This is a genomic window from Streptosporangium sp. NPDC050148 (assembly GCF_055586505.1).
This window is the reverse complement of sequence record NZ_JBVJIA010000008.1, coordinates 72,233-89,407: the sequence shown is the minus strand read 5'-3', so window position 1 is coordinate 89,407 and position 17,175 is coordinate 72,233. Positions and strand designations below refer to the sequence as shown.

General features: G+C 73.5%; 14 protein-coding genes. 6 read left to right on the top strand and 8 right to left on the bottom strand.

What is annotated here, in order from left to right; genetic code table 11:
• Positions 1–73 precede the first annotated feature (73 nt).
• A complete protein-coding gene (locus ACZ6RT_RS11185) occupies positions 74–1,099 on the bottom strand; it encodes a LacI family DNA-binding transcriptional regulator (protein ID WP_470153148.1) in 1,026 nt (341 codons plus the stop codon).
• A gap of 113 nt (positions 1,100–1,212) precedes the next feature.
• Between ACZ6RT_RS11185 and recD2 the strand changes: the two genes are divergently transcribed.
• Positions 1,213–3,441, top strand: coding sequence for an SF1B family DNA helicase RecD2 (gene recD2, locus ACZ6RT_RS11180; protein ID WP_399189597.1), 2,229 nt, complete (start codon positions 1,213–1,215; stop codon positions 3,439–3,441).
• A 118-nt stretch (positions 3,442–3,559) separates the two neighbouring features.
• Here recD2 and ACZ6RT_RS11175 read toward each other — a convergent pair whose 3' ends face one another.
• Positions 3,560–6,391 carry a galactose-binding domain-containing protein gene (locus ACZ6RT_RS11175; RefSeq protein ID WP_470153147.1) on the bottom strand — a complete coding sequence of 944 codons (2,832 nt, stop codon included), beginning with the start codon at positions 6,389–6,391 and terminating at the stop codon, positions 3,560–3,562.
• Between the two features lie 197 nt (positions 6,392–6,588).
• A complete protein-coding gene (locus tag ACZ6RT_RS11170) occupies positions 6,589–7,548 on the bottom strand; it encodes a helix-turn-helix transcriptional regulator (protein ID WP_470153145.1) in 960 nt (319 codons plus the stop codon).
• A 94-nt stretch (positions 7,549–7,642) separates the two neighbouring features.
• On the opposite strand from ACZ6RT_RS11170, the gene ACZ6RT_RS11165 reads away from it, so the two are divergent.
• The 5 genes from ACZ6RT_RS11165 (at position 7,643) to ACZ6RT_RS11145 (ending at position 11,709) form a co-directional block, all read left to right on the top strand.
• Positions 7,643–8,245, top strand: coding sequence for a DinB family protein (locus ACZ6RT_RS11165; RefSeq protein ID WP_470153144.1), 603 nt, complete (start codon positions 7,643–7,645; stop codon positions 8,243–8,245).
• 129 nt (positions 8,246–8,374) lie between these two features.
• The gene (locus ACZ6RT_RS11160; protein WP_470153143.1) at positions 8,375–8,785 is read left to right on the top strand and encodes a TOBE domain-containing protein; all 411 of its coding nucleotides are present in this window, start codon (positions 8,375–8,377) and stop codon (positions 8,783–8,785) included.
• On the top strand, positions 8,782–9,600 hold the full coding sequence (gene modB / locus ACZ6RT_RS11155; protein ID WP_399189585.1) for a molybdate ABC transporter permease subunit: 819 nt from the start codon (positions 8,782–8,784) through the stop codon (positions 9,598–9,600). The genes ACZ6RT_RS11160 and modB overlap by 4 nt, the downstream gene beginning before the upstream one ends.
• Positions 9,597–10,628: an ABC transporter ATP-binding protein gene (locus ACZ6RT_RS11150; protein WP_399189583.1), complete on the top strand. Its 1,032-nt coding sequence runs from the start codon at positions 9,597–9,599 to the stop codon at positions 10,626–10,628. The genes modB and ACZ6RT_RS11150 overlap by 4 nt, the downstream gene beginning before the upstream one ends.
• Positions 10,629–10,848: 220 nt before the next feature.
• Positions 10,849–11,709, top strand: a complete 861-nt coding sequence (locus ACZ6RT_RS11145; protein ID WP_399189581.1) for an NAD(P)-dependent oxidoreductase — start codon at positions 10,849–10,851, stop codon at positions 11,707–11,709.
• 105 nt (positions 11,710–11,814) lie between these two features.
• Here the strand turns inward: ACZ6RT_RS11145 and ACZ6RT_RS11140 are convergent, their stop codons facing one another.
• From ACZ6RT_RS11140 to ACZ6RT_RS11120, 5 genes are all read right to left on the bottom strand, one after another.
• Positions 11,815–13,062: a serine hydrolase domain-containing protein gene (locus ACZ6RT_RS11140; RefSeq protein WP_470153141.1), complete on the bottom strand. Its 1,248-nt coding sequence runs from the start codon at positions 13,060–13,062 to the stop codon at positions 11,815–11,817.
• A 64-nt stretch (positions 13,063–13,126) separates the two neighbouring features.
• A complete protein-coding gene (locus ACZ6RT_RS11135; protein WP_470153140.1) occupies positions 13,127–14,644 on the bottom strand; it encodes a sensor histidine kinase in 1,518 nt (505 codons plus the stop codon).
• Positions 14,641–15,327 carry a response regulator transcription factor gene (locus tag ACZ6RT_RS11130; RefSeq protein WP_470153138.1) on the bottom strand — a complete coding sequence of 229 codons (687 nt, stop codon included), beginning with the start codon at positions 15,325–15,327 and terminating at the stop codon, positions 14,641–14,643. The genes ACZ6RT_RS11135 and ACZ6RT_RS11130 overlap by 4 nt, the downstream gene beginning before the upstream one ends.
• 275 nt (positions 15,328–15,602) lie before the next feature.
• Positions 15,603–16,163: a DUF1772 domain-containing protein gene (locus ACZ6RT_RS11125; protein WP_399189572.1), complete on the bottom strand. Its 561-nt coding sequence runs from the start codon at positions 16,161–16,163 to the stop codon at positions 15,603–15,605.
• Between the two features lie 123 nt (positions 16,164–16,286).
• Complete coding sequence (locus tag ACZ6RT_RS11120) at positions 16,287–17,144, bottom strand: NmrA family NAD(P)-binding protein (RefSeq protein WP_399189570.1); 858 nt, start codon at positions 17,142–17,144, stop codon at positions 16,287–16,289.
• Positions 17,145–17,175: the final 31 nt, after the last annotated feature.

Genomic DNA, 17,175 nt, shown 5'->3' with positions numbered 1-17,175 from the left:
TTGTCAAGGCTCGAAACCACGCATTTAACGCGCAAAGCGCACGGTCACGTACATGAAACAAATGAAACAAAAGTCAGCGGGGAACGGGTCCCGTGGAGCCGCGGACGATCACGTCGGTCCCCAGGGAGACGTGCAGCGCCTCCAGCGTGTGCCGGTTCAGCAGCCGCATCAGCAGCGTGACCGCCATCCGGCCCATCTCCTGCAGGGGCTGGCGCACCGTGGTCAGCATCGGCCGCGTCGCCCGGCTCAGGTCGATGTCGTCGAAACCCGCGACCGACAGGTCCTCGGGGACGCGCAGCCCGCGCTCGGCCGCCGCCCGCAGCACCCCGACCGCCATCTTGTCGTTGAACGCGACCAGCGCCGTGGGCCGTTCGGGCAGGTCGAGCAGCTCGCAGGCCGCGCTGTGGCCGTGCTCGGTGTTGGGCTCGGGCACGCTGCGCTGCAGCTCGGCCGAGGGCAGGACGCCGACGTCGGCCAGCGACGCGGTGTAGCCGGCCATCCTGGCCTCGCTGGGCAGCCACTTCACCGGGCCGCCGATGATGCCGACCCGGCGGTGCCCCAGCCCCACCACGTGCGCCATCAGCTTGCGGGCCCCCGCGAAGTGCGCGGCCGACACCGCCACGATGTCCCTGGGCAGCGGCGTCCGCGGGTCGATCACCACGAAGGGGAACCCCCGGTCCCGCAGTCGTACGAGCTCCTCGCCCGGCTCCGGGGGGAGGATCAGGATCGCCCCGGCGATGTCGGTGCGGTCTGGCAGGGTGGACAGCACCGGGGCGCGCTGCGACGCCTCCCCGGTGCCCAGGATCACCTGCCCCCCGTGCAGGTCGACGGTCTCGCCGATGGAGGAGACGATGAGCCCGAAGTAGTCGGTCAGCAGGTAGGGGCAGCGTACGTAGATCGTGGCACCGGTGGTCGCCTCCTGCGCGGCACGCGGCCGGGGAGCCTGGCCCCCCAGGCGGCCGACGGCCTCCAGCACCAGGTCCCGGGTGTGCGGGGCGACGTTGGCGCGCCCGTTCAGGACCCGCGAGACCGTGGCGATCGACAGGCCCGTCTCCGCCGCGACGTCGCGCACGGTCGCGCGCGCCCGGGGCCTGACCATGCGCGCCCCCCGGTAGCCGTATCCCTGCCGTCAGCATAACCACCGGCGCGGGGGCGCGACTTGTGGGAAGGCCGGAGCGGCTGGTCTGATGTCTGAAGTGTGAGGTGAGAGCGGTGGGGGAGGGTCGGTCGCCGGTCGTGGAGGCATCCGTCGAGCAGCTGGTGTACGTCCGCGAGGACGAGTACACGATCGCGCGCATGAGCGCCGAGGGGCTTCCCGGCTTCGTCGCCTCCGGCCGGGCCCTGGGCGGGGTCCAGCCCGGGGAGACGCTCCGGCTCGCCGGCGAGTGGGGCGAGCACCCGCGCCACGGCAGGCGCTTCGAGGTCGTCGCGTGCGAGCGGCTGGTCCCGGCCACGGTCCGGGCCATCCGCATCTACCTGGGGTCCGGCCTGATCCGCGGCATCGGCCCCCGGCTCGCGCACGCCATCGTCAGCCACTTCGGCGAGGCGACGCTCACGGTCATCGACACCGAACCGGCCCGGCTGACCGAGGTCGTCAACATCGGTCCCACCCGGCAGGCCCAGATCACCGACGCCTGGGAGGAGCAGAAGGCGATCGCCGCGCTGATGGTCGTGCTTCAGGGCTTCGGGATCAGCCCGCTGCTGGCGGCGAAGATCTACCAGGTCTTCGGGGCCGAGTCCGAGGAGGTCCTCACCCGGGACCCGTACCGCATGATCGGCAAGGTCAGGGGCATCGCGTTCGCCACGGCCGACCGGGTCGCGCTGCGGTCGGGCGTCTCCGAGGAGAGCCCGGAGCGGATCAAGGCGGCGATCATGGACAGGCTGGAGACGGCGTCCGTCCGCGACGGGCACTGCTACATGAGGCTGATCGCGCTGGTCGCCCAGACCGTGGAGATGATCGGCCAGGACCACGACCGCGTCCGCGGGACGGTCGACGCCCTGGTCGCCGACCGCCGGGTGGTCGTCGAGGCGTCACCGGACGGCCGGGGACCGGACGTGGTCTACCCGAAGGAGCTGCACGGCCGCGAGCTGCGGCTGACCGCCAACCTGACCCGGCTCTGCCAGGCGCCCTCGACGCTTCCCCTGCGCGCCTTCCAGGAGGACCCCGGGCTGGACGAGGACCAGCGGGTGGCCGTGAACATGGCGCTGACCAGCACCGTGTCCGTCCTCACCGGCGGCCCCGGGTGCGGCAAGAGCCACACCGTCAGGGTCGTCGCGGCGACGGTGCGGGCCATGGGGGGCACGGTGACGCTCACCGCGCCGACCGGCAAGGCGGCCAAGCGCCTGTCGGAGCTCACCGGCATGCCCGCGATGACCGTGCACCGCATGCTGGCCCACCAGCCGGACCCGGACAGCGGCGCGCTGTTCGAGCAGACTCCCGTACGGGCCGACCTGATCGTGGTCGACGAGGCGTCCATGCTGGACCTGCACCTGGCCACCCGGCTCACCTCGGCGATCCCGTCCGGCAGCCACCTGCTGATCGTGGGCGACAGCGACCAGCTTCCCAGCATCGGCCCCGGCAGCGTGCTGGCCGACCTGCTGCGGGTCGAGGCGATCGCGCGGATCCGGCTGACGCGCGTCTTCCGCCAGGCCGAGGAGAGCGGGATCATCCGGGCCGCCCACCGGATCCTGGCCGGCCAGGTGCCCGAGATCCCCGGCGGGGGAGGCTTCTGGTTCGAGGAGATCGACGACCCCGGGCAGGTCGCCGAGCGGGTGATGCACCTGGCGACCGTGGCGATCCCGCGCAAGCAGGGGGTGGACCCCGACCAGGTCCAGGTGCTGTGCCCGATGCGCAGGGGGACCACCGGGACGGTCGACCTCGGCCGGATGATCCAGGAGCGGCTCAACCCGGCCCGCGACGGGGTGGCCGAGCACTGGTCGGGCGCGTCGGTCTTCCGGGTCGGCGACCGCGTCATGCCGATCCGCAACAACTACGACAAGGGTGTCTTCAACGGCGACACCGCCACGGTCACCTCCATCGTCACGGAGGACCGGGCCGTCGAGGTGCGCACCGACGACGGCCGGACCGTGCGCTACGGCTTCGGCGAGCTCGACGAGCTGACCCATGCCTACGCCGTCAGCGTGCACCGCGCCCAGGGCAGCGAGTACCCCTTCGTGGTCGCGCCGCTGGTCGGCGAGGCCGGGGGCGTCATGCTCCGCCGCAAGCTGCTCTACACGCTGGTCACGCGGGCGCGCTCCTGGGTGGTCGTCGTCGGCCGGCGCGACGCCCTGGAGACGGCGGTCCGCAGGCTCGACCCGCGCCGCAACACCGGGCTGGCCCGGCGGCTCGCGCTGAGCCTCGGGGCGGAGCCGCGGTACGAGACCGCCCCCGCCGACGACCCGCACGCCCTGGTGCCGTCCGACCCGGACGAGTTCCCCTGAGGAGGCGCCCCGGCGGGTCCCGTCCGTCACCGGAGCCGCGGGGACGGACGGGACCCGGGCCGGCATGCCACCGGCCCGGGCCCCGATCGCCTGGTCTCCCGTCCTCACGGGCTCCGGATCAGGAGGCGTACACCTCCAGCTCGGACAGCTGCGCGGCGGGCCAGCCGGTGTTGGCGGTGACGTTGACCCGCAGGTGGCGCTGGGTGGTGGCCGGGAAGGTGATCGTCACGGTGTTGCCGGTCGCGGGGTCGAAGACGCGGGGAGCGGACGCGGCCAGCGTGGTGAAGGCCGAGCCGTCGACGCTGCCCTGGACGGACAGGGTCTGGGTGCGGGTGGCCCAGGCCGCCGACGGCGGCAGCCTCAGGGTCACCCTGCGGACGGGGACGGCGCTGCCGAGGTCGACGGTGGCCCACTGCGGGAAGGCGTTGTTCGCGCTCTCCCAGTAGGTCCCCGCGTTGCCGTCGACGAGGTTGCCCGAGCCGTAGACGTCGGCGTGGCCGCTCTCGGTGGTGGTCCTGCCCCGCGCCAGGTTTCCGGCCGGGGGCGTGACGGTCGGGGTGGGCGTGGGCGTGACGGTCGGGGTCGGGGTGGCGCCGGGGGTGCCGTACACCTCGACCGAGGACAGCTGCGCCGCGGGCCAGCCGGTGTTGCCGGTGACGGTCAGCCGGATGTGACGCACGTCGGCCGCGCCGATCGGGATGCTCACCGTGTTGCCGGTGGCGGGGTCGAACGTGCGGGGCGCCGCGGCCGACAGGGTGGTGAAGGCGGTGCCGTCGGCCGAGCCCTGCACGGCGACGGTCTGGGTGCGGGTGTTCCAGGCCGCCGCGGGGGGCAGCCTCAGCTCGACGCGCTGCGCCCGGACGACGCCGCACAGGTCGACGGTGATCGACTGCGGGAAGGTGCCGCCCGCGCTCTCCCAGTACGTGTCGGCGTTGCCGTCGACCGCGTTCCCGGCGGTGAAGCCCTGGTTCTGGCTGCTCGCGACGACCCGCTTGCCGCGGGCGAGGTCACCGGTGCCGGGGTTGCACGGCGGGGTGACGGTGGGCGTCGGCGTCGGGGTGACGGTCGGGGTCGGGGTGGGGTTGCCGCCGTTGCCGGGGTAGATGTAGTTCGGCGTGGGCCAGGTGCCGGTGCAGACCCGGTCGGACGGGCTCCAGCCGGTGTTCCCGGCCCCCGCGGCGATCGCGAAGCCGTTGCCGACGCAGTTGTGGATCGCGACGCCCGCGCCGATGTGGGCCGCGCTGACACCGGTGAACGTCGTGTTCGCCGGTGACTGCGCCTGGATCATGTACGTGCCGGTGCCGTCGACCTTCACGTTCCTGAAGTTGACGGTGCTCGTGCTGCCCTCGATGAAGTGGATGGCGGCGTACGAGCTGTCCAGGATGTCGGTGTCGGTGACGTTGACGGTGGCGTTGACCGGCTCGTTGAGCCCGCTGAACCACAGGGCGCCGACGCCGAAGTTCCAGTTGTAGTCGGAGTTGCCGGTACGGATCAGGGTGTTGCGGGCGACGGTGTGGGTGCCGGAGACCGCGGTGCCCTGCCCGGAGTTGACGCCCGGGTAGCGGTTGGCGATGTGGATGCCGCCACCGTTGCTGACGCTGTCGGCCACCACGTTGTCGGTGATCTGGATGTCCCTGCCGCCGTAGGTGACCAGGTGGTTGGCCAGCAGCGTCACACCGATGGTGTTGAAGGTGAACTTGTTGTTGACGTTCGGCACCCGCTCGGCCCACATGGCCAGCGCGTCGTCACCGGTGTTGCGGACGAAGGTGTTCGTCACCGTGGAGTCGGTCACGCCGATGTGGAAGTTCACGCCGTCGGCGGTCTGGTCGAGGATGCGGCTGTTCTTGATGGTGAAGTTGTCCATCGGGCCGTCCATCCAGGCACCGACCTTGGTGTGCTGCATCCACACGTTGTCGACCACGGAGTCGCTCATCGCGCCGCCGATGGCGTTGACCTGGTCCTCGTCGACGCGCTCGGTGATCTCGCCGATGACGGCGAAGTCCCGCAGGGTGACGTTGCGGCTCGGGCCGCCCTCGCCGACGTACTTGCCGTACACGCCCACGGCCCTGTTGCGCTGCGTGGGGTGGCGCCCGCCCAGCACGCTGTACCAGGGTCCGGCCCCGCGCAGGGTCACGCCGTCCACGATCACGTGGTCGTACAGGTTGTACGTGCCCTGGGGGACGTAGACCTCCTTGCCCTGGGCCCTGCCGGCGTCGACCGCGGCCTGGAAGGCGGCCGTGTTGTCGACGCTCGTGTTGTTCTTGACCGCGCCGAAGTCGTCGACCGACAGCGCCCCCGCGGGGCGGCCGATCGGGGCGCCGACGAGCTCGAAGTCGGCCAGGTCGACCGTGATGGAGTTGGTGACGGCGGTCGTGGAGACCTGGATGCGGACCTTCGTCCCCGCGGCGAGGGTGGAGCCGAACATGGTCCGGGTCTCGTCGTAGAAGTGGTGCGGGTTGCTGCCGCCGGGGGTGTTGTTGAAGGGATAGCCGCCGTAGTACCAGCCGTACTTCGAGGTGAAGGTCAGGTCCTTGAGGTGGGAGCCGTTGACCCGGAGGCTGACGGGGGTGCTGAGACCGGTTCCCGCGGCGTTGTCCGGCACGCTGTAGCGGACGGTGACGGCGTTCGCGGGCTTGGTCAGGGTGAACTCGACGTACTCGCCGACCGCGTCCAGGGTCACGGCCCTGCGGCCCGACGCCTCGGAGGGGAGGCGGCCGTAGATGCGGTCCGGCCCGATGACCTGGCCGTTCGTGGTGGCGTGCGCCGGGTCCTCGGCCTCGAACTCGGTGAACGGGACCGTCGCCCCGCGCCCGGGGACGTCGAAGATCGAGTCGACCGCCACGGCGGCCGAGGCACCCGGCGACATGACGGCCGGGACGACCAGCGCTCCCGCCGTGAGCGCCAGGGCCGTGGCCGTCGTCCAGCCGCGTAATCTGCCGGTTTTCCTCATCGGGTGACCCTTCTTGGGGGGGAGAAGAGCCGGTACGGCGTCACGGTCGGGGGGCGTGCCGGCCGCCGCTGTGTCCGGCAGAACTGCCCACACCCTAAGATGACGGACAAGTCACCGCAATGTTTCGACAAAAAATTGCAAGGTAACGACTTTGCTGCCAGGAGATTACGGAGGCGGGAGCAGGGGCGGGAGGCGGATCAGGCCCCGGCCCGGCCGAACCGGACGCCCCAGTCGCGGACCCGATCGAGGAGCTCGGGAGGGCCGAGGACGCGGAAATCGGTGCCGAGCACGCCCAGTGCCATGATCGGCCAGTCCAGGGAGTCGGAGGTCATGCGCACCCGGCAGTGCCCGGCGTCGACCTCCTCGACCGTGCACCACCTGCCGACCCGTTCACGCGCGACCGCGGCCGGGGCGTCGGCCAGGACCTCCACCCGGTAGGGACGGGGCAGTCCCTCCAGGCCGGAGCGGACGAACTCGGCGGCGTCGGCGGCGGGCAGGTCACGGGGCCGGAACCGGGAGCCGTCGCCCTGCGGCGCGGCGAGCCGGTCGACCCGGAAGCTGCGCCAGTCGTGCCGGGCGAGATCGTAGGCGACCAGGTACCAGCGGCGGCCGAGACAGACCAGCCGATGCGGTTCGGTGTGCCGGTCGGTGCGCCGTCCGCCGGCGGCGGTGTAGGAGAAGCGGAGCCGTTCACCGTCCCGGCAGGCCAGCGCGACCGTGGTGAGCACGCCCGGGTCGACGCCCGCCCCGGCCGGGTCGTCCCAGCCCGCGGGCACGGTCATCGCGCGGAGCGCCTCGACCTGGCGTCGCAGCCGGGCCGGCATCACCTGCGCCACCTTGGTGAGCGCCCGCACCGAGGACTCGGCGAGGCCCTCCACCGCGCTCCGCGCCGCGGCCTGCAGCCCCACGGCCAGCGCGACCGCCTCCTCGTCGTCGATCACCAGAGGCGGCAGCGACGCGCCCGCGGCGAGCTCGTAACCGCCGTCCACGCCGCGCCGCGCCTCGACCGGATAGCCCAGCTCGCGCAGCCGGTCGATGTCCCGGCGCAGGGTGCGGGCCGAGACGCCCAGCCGTTCGGCCAGTTCGGTGCCCGGCCAGTACCGGTGGGTCTGCAGCAGCGACAGCAGTCGCAACGTCCGGGAGCTCGTGTTGGCCATGTGTCGATTCTTCCGTGATTCAGGTCAGGAAGTGACCGCTATGCGGCCTAGCGTGGAACCTGACCGCGGAACAGAGGAACGGAAGGCGGAGACCATGAGCGAGGCCACCGACATCGGCGCGACGGCCACCCTGGACGACACCGGCGCACCCCTCACCGATGCGCCCGTCACCACCGGCGCGCCCGCCGTCACCGGGGAGCGCGCCGATCTGCTGGCGATGCTGGCCAAGCATCGGCACTTCCTGCGGTTCACCGTCCGCGACCTCACCGACGAGCAGGCCGGACGGCGGAGCACCGTCAGCGAGCTGTGCCTGGGCGGGCTGATCAAGCACGTCACGTCGGCCGAGCGGGGCTGGGTGGACTTCATCCTGAACGGCCCGGCGGCGCAGAGCGACTTCGCCGACATGACCGAGGCCGACTGGGCCCGGCGGGAGGACGAGTTCCGGCTGCTCCCGGGTGAGACGCTGGCCGGGGTGCTGGCCGACTACGCCGAGGTCGCCCGCCGGACCGACGAGGTGGTCGCCACCCTGCCCGATCTGGACGCCACCCGGCCGCTGCCGGAGGCCCCGTGGTTCGAGCCCGGTGCGCGCTGGTCGGCCCGCATGACGCTGATGCACATCATCACCGAGACCGCCCAGCACGCCGGCCACGCCGACATCATCCGCGAATCCCTCGACGGCGCCAAGAGCATGGGCTGACACCGCGATCCGCGGCGGGGCGGGGGGCTCACGTACTCTCAGCTGCCAGGGCGGGGTGCCGGGGCATGACGCGGATGCGGTGCGGGGACGACGCGGACACCGGTAAGTGCGAAGGTAGGCTGACCCTTCGTGACGATGTTCCGGATCGGCGAGGCCGCCGCGCTGCTGGGGGTCAGTCCCGACACCGTCCGCCGCTGGGTGGACGCCGGCCGGCTCCCCGCCCGGCGGGACGAGCACGGCCACCGGACGGTGACCGGTGAGGATCTCGCGGCGTTCGCGCGCGCGCAGATCGAGGCCGAGAGCGGGTCGGGTCGTTCGTCGGCGCGGAACCGCTTCCGCGGGATCGTGACCGAGGTGGTCAGGGACGCGGTGATGGCCCAGGTGGAGATCGCCGCGGGGCCGTACCGGGTGGTGTCGCTGATGAGCCGCCAGGCCGCCGACGAGCTGGGCCTGGACGTGGGGGTGGTGGCGGTCGCCGTGATCAAGTCCACCAACGTCGTCGTGGAGATCCCCGAGGACACCCGTACGGCGGGCCGATGAGCGGTGGGCGGCCCGGGGGGTCCTCCGGCGGCGTGACGGGCCGCCCGCCCTGGGTGCTGGTGCTGCCAGCCCTGGTGGGGATCGCCTTCCTGACGCTGCCGCTGGCCGGGCTGCTGGTACGCGCCCCCTGGTCGTCCCTGCCGCGCAGGCTGGCCGAGCCGCAGGTGCTGGAGGCGCTGCGCCTGTCGCTGGTGACCGCGACCGTGGCGACACTGGTCTGCCTGCTGCTCGGCGTGCCGCTGGCGTGGCTGCTGGCCCGCGTCGCCTTCCCCGGCCGCCGCCTGGTACGGGCGCTGATCACCGTCCCCCTGGTGCTGCCGCCGGTGGTCGGCGGGGTCGCCCTGCTGCTCGTGCTGGGCAGGCGCGGCCTGGCCGGCCGGTGGCTGGAGGAGACCTTCGGCGTCACGCTGCCGTTCACCACCGCGGGCGTCGTGGTGGCCGAGGCGTTCGTCGCCATGCCGTTCCTGGTCATCAGCGTCGAGGGCGCGCTGCGCGCCGCGGACCCGCGCTTCGAGGAGGCCGCGGCGACGCTGGGCGCCTCCCGCTGGGTGGTGTTCCGCCGCGTGACGCTGCCGCTCATCACCCCCGGCGTCATCGCGGGGGCCGTGCTGTGCTGGGCCCGCGCGCTGGGCGAGTTCGGCGCCACCATCACGTTCGCCGGCAACTTCCCCGGCCGTACCCAGACCATGCCGCTGGCCGTCTACCTGGCCCTGGAGACCGAGCCCGAGGCCGCGATCGTGCTCAGCCTGGTCCTGCTGGCCGTCTCGGTGATCATCCTGGCCGGGCTGCGCGACCGATGGGTGGGCGGGCCGTGACGCTGAACGCCCACCTCGTCGTCACCCGTCCCGGTTTCGGCCTGGACATCGAGCTGGAGGTGGCCTCCGGCCAGGTCGTCGCCCTGCTCGGTCCCAACGGCGCGGGCAAGACCACCGCGCTGCGCGCGCTGGCCGGGCTCACCGGCCTGTCCGCGGGACGGATCGTCCTGGACGGGCGCGAGCTGCACGCCATGCCGGCCGAGCGCCGCCCGATCGGCATGGTCTTCCAGGACTACCTGCTGTTCCCCCACCTGTCGGCCCTGGAGAACGTCGCGTTCGGACCGCGCTGCCACGGCGTTCCCAGGGCGGAGGCGCGGCGCACCGCCGCGGCGTGGCTGGAGCGCGTCGGCCTGGCCGCGTACGCCTCGGCCAGGCCGCGCCGGCTGTCGGGCGGGCAGGCCCAGCGCGTCGCCCTGGCCCGCGCCCTCGCCGTCGGCCCCCGCCTGCTGCTGATGGACGAGCCGCTGGCCGCGCTGGACGCGCACACCCGCCTGGAGGTCCGCTCCCAGCTGCGCCGCCACCTGGCGGACTTCGCCGGCGCGACCGTCCTGGTCACCCACGACCCGCTGGACGCCATGGTGCTCGCCGACCGCCTGGTCGTCGTCGAGAACGGGACCGTCGTCCAGCACGGCACCCCGGCCGAGGTCGCCAGGCGCCCGCGGACCGACTACGTGGCCCGGCTGGTCGGCCTCAACCTCTACCGGGGCACCGCCTCGGGCAGACGGGTGACCGTCGGGGAGGTGGTCCTCAGCGTCGCCGAGCAGCAGGACGGCCCCGTCTTCGTCGCCTTCCCGCCCAGCGCGGTCGCGCTCTACCGGACCCGCCCGGACGGCAGCCCGCGCAACCTCTGGCAGGCGACGATCGAGGGGGTCGAGCGGCACGGCGACAACGTCCGCATCCACCTGGAGGGGCCGATCGCCGCCTCGGCCGACGTCACCCCGGCCGCGGTCGCCGACCTCGACCTCACCCCGGGCCGGTCGGTCTGGGCGTCGGTCAAGGCCATCGAGACGCACGCGTACCCGTCCTGACCCTCGGCCGCGCACCCTCGCGGGACGTCGAGGGACGTCGAGGGACGTCGAAGGACGTCGAAGGACGTCGAAGGACGTCGAAGGACGTCGAAGGACGTCGAAGGACGTCGAGGGACGTCGGGGGGACGGCACGGGGTGACGGGGATCGTCGCGGGTCACCGCGTGGCGCCGGGGCGCGTCCGGTGGCCGCGGGCACAATGGCGGGAAGGGGGGATGATCTATGCGCGTCGCCGTACTCGGCATGGGCGTGATGGGGCGGGCGATGACCCGGCGGCTGCTGACGCTCGGATTCCCGGTCACGGTGTGGAACCGTACGCCGGGCCGCGCGGGCGAGCTGGTCGACCTCGGCGCCGTGGAGGCGGGTTCGCCCGCCGAGGCCGCGCGGGGGGCCGACGGGGTGCTGCTCTCGCTCACCGACGACCAGGCGACCCTGGAGGTGGTGTCCAGGCTCGCCGAGATCGGCTCCGGCGATCCGTCCGGGGGCCCGGTGGTGGCCGACACGAGCACGGTCGCCCCGGACACCGCGCGGGCGCTGCGCGACCTGGCCCCGGGAGGCCGGTTCGTGGCCGCGCCGATCCTGGGCTCGTCGCCCAGTGTCGTCGAGGGACGGGCGATGGTCCTGGTGGGCGGCGAGCGCGGCCTCGTCGACGCGCTCAGACCGGTGTGGTCGCAGGTGTTCGCCTCCTACTCCTACTGCGGCCGCGACCCGGGCGACGCCCTCGTGTTCAAGCTGCTGAACAACTACCTGCTCATGTCCGGGATCGCCGTGCTCGCCGAGGTGGCCGCCGCGGGCCGGGCGGCCGGTGCCGACGAGACGCTCCTGCACGACCTGCTGATGCGCTGGCCCACCGTCGCCCCGGCCCTGCACGACCGGCTGGACGACGTTCTCGACGGTGACCACCGGGGCTGGTTCACGACCAGCCTGGCCGCCAAGGACCTGCGGCTCGCCGCGGGCCTGACCGGGCCGGACGGGCCCGCCCTGCCGATCGCCCGGCTGGTCGAGCGGCGCTACGCCGAGGCGGCCGAACGCGGCTGGGGCGAGGCCGACATCGGCGCGGTCGTGGAGCTGCTGCGCGCGTGACGGCTGCCGCCCCACCGCCCCCTGGAATCACGAGCGGGCCTCGCGGGTCGCGACCGGGTCCCGCCGGTCACCGGCGGGACCCGGTCGCGGACGACTCCCCGCCGGTCACGGGCGGGTTCTGGCCACCTCCGCGGCCACGGCGCGGAACGCCGTCACGGCCTCGCGCTGGTCGTTCTCCGCGTTGGAGGCGACCGACTTGACGATGACCACGTCGTGCTCGGGGGAGACGTAGATGTACTGCCCGCCGAACCCGGCGGCCATGAAGTCGTCCCCGCCGTCGCCGCCCAGCCACCAGTGCAGCCCGTAGCCCGCGTTGAAGGAGGCCGACGGCCTGGTCGACAGGTCCACCCAGGAGCTCGGCACGACCTGGCTCCCCTTGGCCACCCCGTCGTTGAGGTAGAGCAGGCCGAACCGGGCGAAGTCGCGGTCGGTGGCGTGGAAGCAGCAGTAGCCCAGGTTGTCGCCGTTGCCGTCGTTGCCGACGCCCAGCGTGGACTCCATGCCCGCGGGCTTCCAGATCTTCTCCTGCACGTACCGGTGGAACGGGACGCCGGAGACCGTGCTGACGAGCTTGGCGAGCACGAAGGAGTTCATGCTCGTGTACTCGAACCTGCTGCCCGGCTCCCAGCCGCGCACCTGCCGCGCCGCGATCCTGGCCACCGGCCTGCCCTGGTTGGCGGCCACCTGCACGCGCGGCACGTCGGTGCGCTCGTCCCACTCGATGCCCGACGACATCCGCAGCAGGTTCCGGATGGACACCCCCTCGTACCCCGAACCGCGCAGTTCGGGCAGGTAGGTGGTCACCGGGTCGTCGATCGAGGAGATGAGGCGCTCGTGCAGCGCGATGCCGACCGCGGCCGAGGTGAAGGACTTCGCCACCGACCAGGACTGGAAGCGGGTGTTCCGGTCCGCCGAGACGTAACGCTCGTACACGATCTTCTGGCGGTCCAGGACGACGAAGCCGTTGGTCCCGGTGCGCTCCAGGAAGTCGGCGAGGGTGTGCTGCCGCCCCTCGTGGGTGTAGGTCACCGAGAGCGCCCGGGGGGCGCTCGTCAGCGTGACCGGGGTGGCCGAGGGGTTCACCAGGTCGAGGGAACCGGGCGCGGCCTTGATCTTTCCGGCCCCGACCCTTCCGGTCGCGCGCTTCTTGACCGTGCCCTTCGTGGTCGTGGCCGCTCTCCCGGTCCGGGTGGCGCCGGGGGTGGGGGCGGCGTGGGCCGCGGGCGCGGCGGCGAGGGCGGGGCCGGGGGCCGCCGTTCGCGCCTGGGCGGCGGCGGGGATCGCCCAGGCGGTCACGGCCAGTACGGCGGCCGTGGCGACGGCGGGTCTTCGCAGGTGACGACTGATGCTCATGGTCCCTCCACAGGTCCGGGCGGCGAGCCGGCCGCTCTGATACGGCAGGGATCATGACGTACTTTCATGGCAGATCTCTGGCAGGAGCCGGGAGGGGCCCGGCGGATCGCGCGTCCTCCACGGGCAGGCGCACCTCGACACGCGTCCCCCTACCCGGCTCGGCACCGCCCGGGGCGGCAGCGCCCGGGTCGGCACCGTCCGGCTCGGCACCGCCCGGGTCGGCACCGCCCGGCGGGCCCGGTTCCGGGCCGGTCACCGTGACCGTGCCGCCGTGCAGCACGACCTGCTGCCGGACGAGGGTGAGGCCGAGACCGGCCCCGGGGCTGCCTGCCCGGCGGTGGAAGCGGGTGAAGACGGACTCGCGTTCGGCGGGCGGTATGCCCGGCCCGGTGTCCTGGACGCCGAGCACCGCCTCCCCGTCCGCCGTGCGGAGCGTCACGGTGACCACCGCGTGACCGGTGCCGTCCGCGCCGTGGATCGCGGCGTTGTCGAGGAGGTTGTCGACGACGACCCGGAGCCCCTCGTCCCATCCCCTCACCGGCAGGTCCCCCGTACCGGAGAGGGTGATCGCGGCGCCCGGGTGGCGGCGCCGCGCCTCCTCGACCGCGGTGGCGGTGATCTCGGCCAGGTCGGTCCCGGTGAAGGCCGCGGGCTCGACCAGTTCCCCCCGTGCCAGGCGGCGGAGCATGGTGACCAGCCGCTGCGTCCGGTCGTGTTCCGCCCGCAGGTCCGCGATGATCTCGGCTCGCTCCGCAGGGTCCAGGGCGGGGTGGTCGAGCAGGCCGAGGTTGGTGCCCATGCTGGTCAGCGGGGTCCGCAGCTCGTGCGAGACGGTGGCGGCGAAGGCGCGGGCGGTCTCCAGCGCCTCGGCGGTACGGGTCACCGCCGCGTCCCGCCGGTCCAGCAGCTCGTTGAGCAGGCGGGCCAGCTCGTCGACCTCGACGACCCCGGAGGCGGTCGCCAGCCGCGTGTCCGAGACGGCGGGCACGTCGAGCTCCCTGGCCTGCCGGCGCAGCACCGTCAGCGGCCGTACCGCGAGCCGGCCGAGCCGGAAACCGGCTGCGGCACCCGCCGCCGCGGCGACCAGGGTGACCAGGACCACGCGCTCGCGGAGCACCGCGAGGTCCCGGTCGAGGTGCTCCTCGGCCTCGAACACCCACAGCCGGCCAGAGCCCTTCAGGACGCCCAGGCCGGAGGTGGTGAACCGCCAGCTCCGCCCGCCGTCGGAGAAGGTGGCCGGTCCGTCCCGGCCGGTCGCGGGCATCGTGGCCGGTACGTCCCCGATGACGAGCGGTGCGGCACCGGGGACGTCGACGCGCACCCCGCCAGGGTTGCCGGCGCTCAGCGCCGCCGTGGCCAGTCGCCGGGCGATCAGGTCGGGATGCACCTCCGGCACCAGGCGGACCCGCCACATGTACGACGTGGCCATCGGCGCCAGCGCGCGCGTCCGCAACGCCAGCCCCCTGTCCCGCTCGGCGCTCAGGTCGTGGGAGACCAGGCTCAGCACGAGCATGCCGCCCAGCAGCACCAGCAGCGGGACGAGCACGGCGAGGCAGACCGCGAACCGGGTGGAGAGCCTCACCCCCGCACGTCCCGCAGCACGAACCCGACACCCCGCACCGTGTGCACCATGCGCGGCTCGCCCGCCGCCTCCAGCTTGCGCCGCAGGTAGCCGACGAAGGTGTCCACGGCGTTGCCGGTCACCTCGAAGTCGTACCCCCAGACCCGCTCCAGCAGCACCGGCCGGGACAGCACCAGGCCCGCGTTGCGCGCGAAGACCTCCAGCAGGTCGAACTCGCGCCGGGTCAGCTCGACCTCCCGGCCGTTCACGGTGACCCGCCGGGCGGCCGGGTCGACCGTCAGCGGCCCCACCCGGACCGTCTCCCCGGCCGCGCGACCGGCCCGCCGCAGCAGCGCGCGCAGCCGCAGCACCAGCTCGTTCAGGTCGAACGGCTTGACGACGTAGTCGTCGGCACCGGCGGCCAGCCCGGCCACCCGGTCGGCGACCTCGTCCATGGCCGAGAGCATCAGCACCGGCACCTCGGCGCCGCGCGCCCGCAGCCGCCCGCACACCTCGATCCCCGACAGGCCGGGCATCGAGACGTCGAGGACGATCGCGTCCATCTCGGCGCCGTCCACCAGCTCCAGCGCGCGACGGCCGGAGTCGGCGGTGTCCACGTCGAAGCCCTCCAGCCGCAGCCCCCGTCGCAGCGAGCGCAGGATCGCGGGGTCGTCGTCGACGGCGAGAATGCGGTGTCCGGTCATCGCGGGCCCCCTGCTCGTCAGCGGCCGGCACCTGCGGTCCCGGCCGGCCTCCCGGGACGCGCCGGTCCGTCGCCCCCGCGGAACGGGCGGTGGACCGGCAGACAGGCATCCTGGCAGAAGCCCGGCCGGGAACCCAGCCCGGCCGCGAACCGCTCGATGCCTGACCCCTGACCCCTGACCCTTGCCCCCGGGCCGCGCGGGCCCTCGGCCGTACGTCTCCCGGCCGTGACGTACCGGATGTCTCGCGCCCCCGTGGCGGAGACATCCGGTACGGCTCACCCGGCCGGTGACCCGATGCGCCCGTGCAGGACCAGGGCCCAGGCCAGGCAGGAGAAGGCGGCGACGCACGCCACCGTGCGCGCGACGTTCCAGCGGACCCACGCCCCCTCGAACCGCTCGCGCACCGCCGCGAGGTCCGCGACGCGGTCGGGATCCCCGGCCGCGTCCAGCGCGTTGTTGAGCGGCACGTTGACCGCGAACGTGATGCCGAGCATGACCGCGTACAGCACGAACGCGGCCACGATCCACGGGAACACGGGCCTGCCGTCCCCCCGCAGGTGAAGGACCGCGGCCAGCGCGATCAGCGGCACGGCGCCGGCGAAGCAGACGCCGAACCAGCCGTTGAGGATCGCCACGTTGATCCGCTGCATCGCGGTGACGAAGGTACGGTCGTCGGCCCGGCCCAGGCCGGGCATGACGGAGCAGGCGTAGGCGTAGAACAGGCCCGCCGTGAGCCCCACGGTGACGGTCGCGCCGATCAGCGCGACGCTTCGGAACAGTGTCATCTTCGCGACCTCCACGGTCGTCACCGGGTACGCGACCTTCGCGGTCGTCACCGGACGTTACGGAAACACGGGAACACGGGAACACGGGGACACGGTGGGGGCGGCGCGTCGTCCGTCCCGTCGGTGCCGGCGGCCCCGCCCGGACCGTGCCGGGCCGGGGCGCGGGCCGGTGGGTCAGCCGCCCCAGACCCCGGTGGCGGCGGTGTCGCGCGCGTACCGCGTGAAGTCCCGGGGCTCCCGGCCGAGGGCCCGCCGGACGCCGTCCCCCAGGTGGGCGTTGCGGCCGTCCAGCACGGTGCAGAACAGCGCGGTGAGCTGCGCGGCGTGCTCGGCCGGGACGCCGTACCCGACCATCGCGGCCTCGTACTCCTCCGGGGAGACCGCCACGTAGCGGATCGGCCGGCCGGTCGCCTCGGAGATCTCCGCGGCCGCGTCGGCGAAGGTCAGCAGCCGGGGGCCGGTGAGCTCGTAGAGCTCGCCCACGTGCCGGTCCTGCGTCAGCGCCGCGACCACGACGTCCGCGATGTCGTCGGCGTCGACGAACGGCTCCTTCACGTCGCCCGCGGGGAACGCGATCTCCCCGGCCAGCACCGGGTCCAGCAGGTAGTCCTCGCTGAAGTTCTGGCAGAACCAGGACGCCCGCACGATCGTCCACTCCAGCCCGGAGCCGCGGACCGTCTCCTCGCTCAGCCCGGCCTCCTCCTCGCCCCGGCCGGACAGCAGCACCAGCCGCCGTACGCCGCTGCCGGCCGCCTGCGCGACGAACGAGCGGACCGTCTCGGTGGCGCCGGGGAACGCCAGGTCGGGCTGGTACGTCAGGTACACCGAGCCCACGCCCCGCAGCACCGGCGCCCACGTCGCCGGGTCGTTCCAGTCGAACGGCGGCTCGCCCGAGCGGGAACCGGCCCGCACCGGCACGCCGAGCGCGGTGAGCCGCTCCACCACCCGCCGTCCGGTCTTGCCCGTCCCGCCGAGGACCAGCGTCGTCGCGGGGTCGTTCTTGTCGCCATCGGTGTGGATGTTCTCCGTCATGTGTCCAGTGAACCGTCAGGGAGTGAGACGG

What these genes read in the sequence shown, in the direction of transcription:
- ACZ6RT_RS11170 (WP_470153145.1), bottom strand. Translation starts at nt 7,548, where the DNA reads ATGGCCAACACGAGCTCCCGGACGTTGCGACTGCTGTCGCTGCTGCAG.
- ACZ6RT_RS11185 (WP_470153148.1), bottom strand. Translation starts at nt 1,099, where the DNA reads ATGGTCAGGCCCCGGGCGCGCGCGACCGTGCGCGACGTCGCGGCGGAG.
- modB (WP_399189585.1), top strand. Translation starts at nt 8,782, where the DNA reads ATGAGCGGTGGGCGGCCCGGGGGGTCCTCCGGCGGCGTGACGGGCCGC.
- ACZ6RT_RS11140 (WP_470153141.1), bottom strand. Translation starts at nt 13,062, where the DNA reads ATGAGCATCAGTCGTCACCTGCGAAGACCCGCCGTCGCCACGGCCGCC.
- ACZ6RT_RS11165 (WP_470153144.1), top strand. Translation starts at nt 7,643, where the DNA reads ATGAGCGAGGCCACCGACATCGGCGCGACGGCCACCCTGGACGACACC.
- ACZ6RT_RS11130 (WP_470153138.1), bottom strand. Translation starts at nt 15,327, where the DNA reads ATGACCGGACACCGCATTCTCGCCGTCGACGACGACCCCGCGATCCTG.
- ACZ6RT_RS11120 (WP_399189570.1), bottom strand. Translation starts at nt 17,144, where the DNA reads ATGACGGAGAACATCCACACCGATGGCGACAAGAACGACCCCGCGACG.
- ACZ6RT_RS11145 (WP_399189581.1), top strand. Translation starts at nt 10,849, where the DNA reads ATGCGCGTCGCCGTACTCGGCATGGGCGTGATGGGGCGGGCGATGACC.
- ACZ6RT_RS11175 (WP_470153147.1), bottom strand. Translation starts at nt 6,391, where the DNA reads ATGAGGAAAACCGGCAGATTACGCGGCTGGACGACGGCCACGGCCCTG.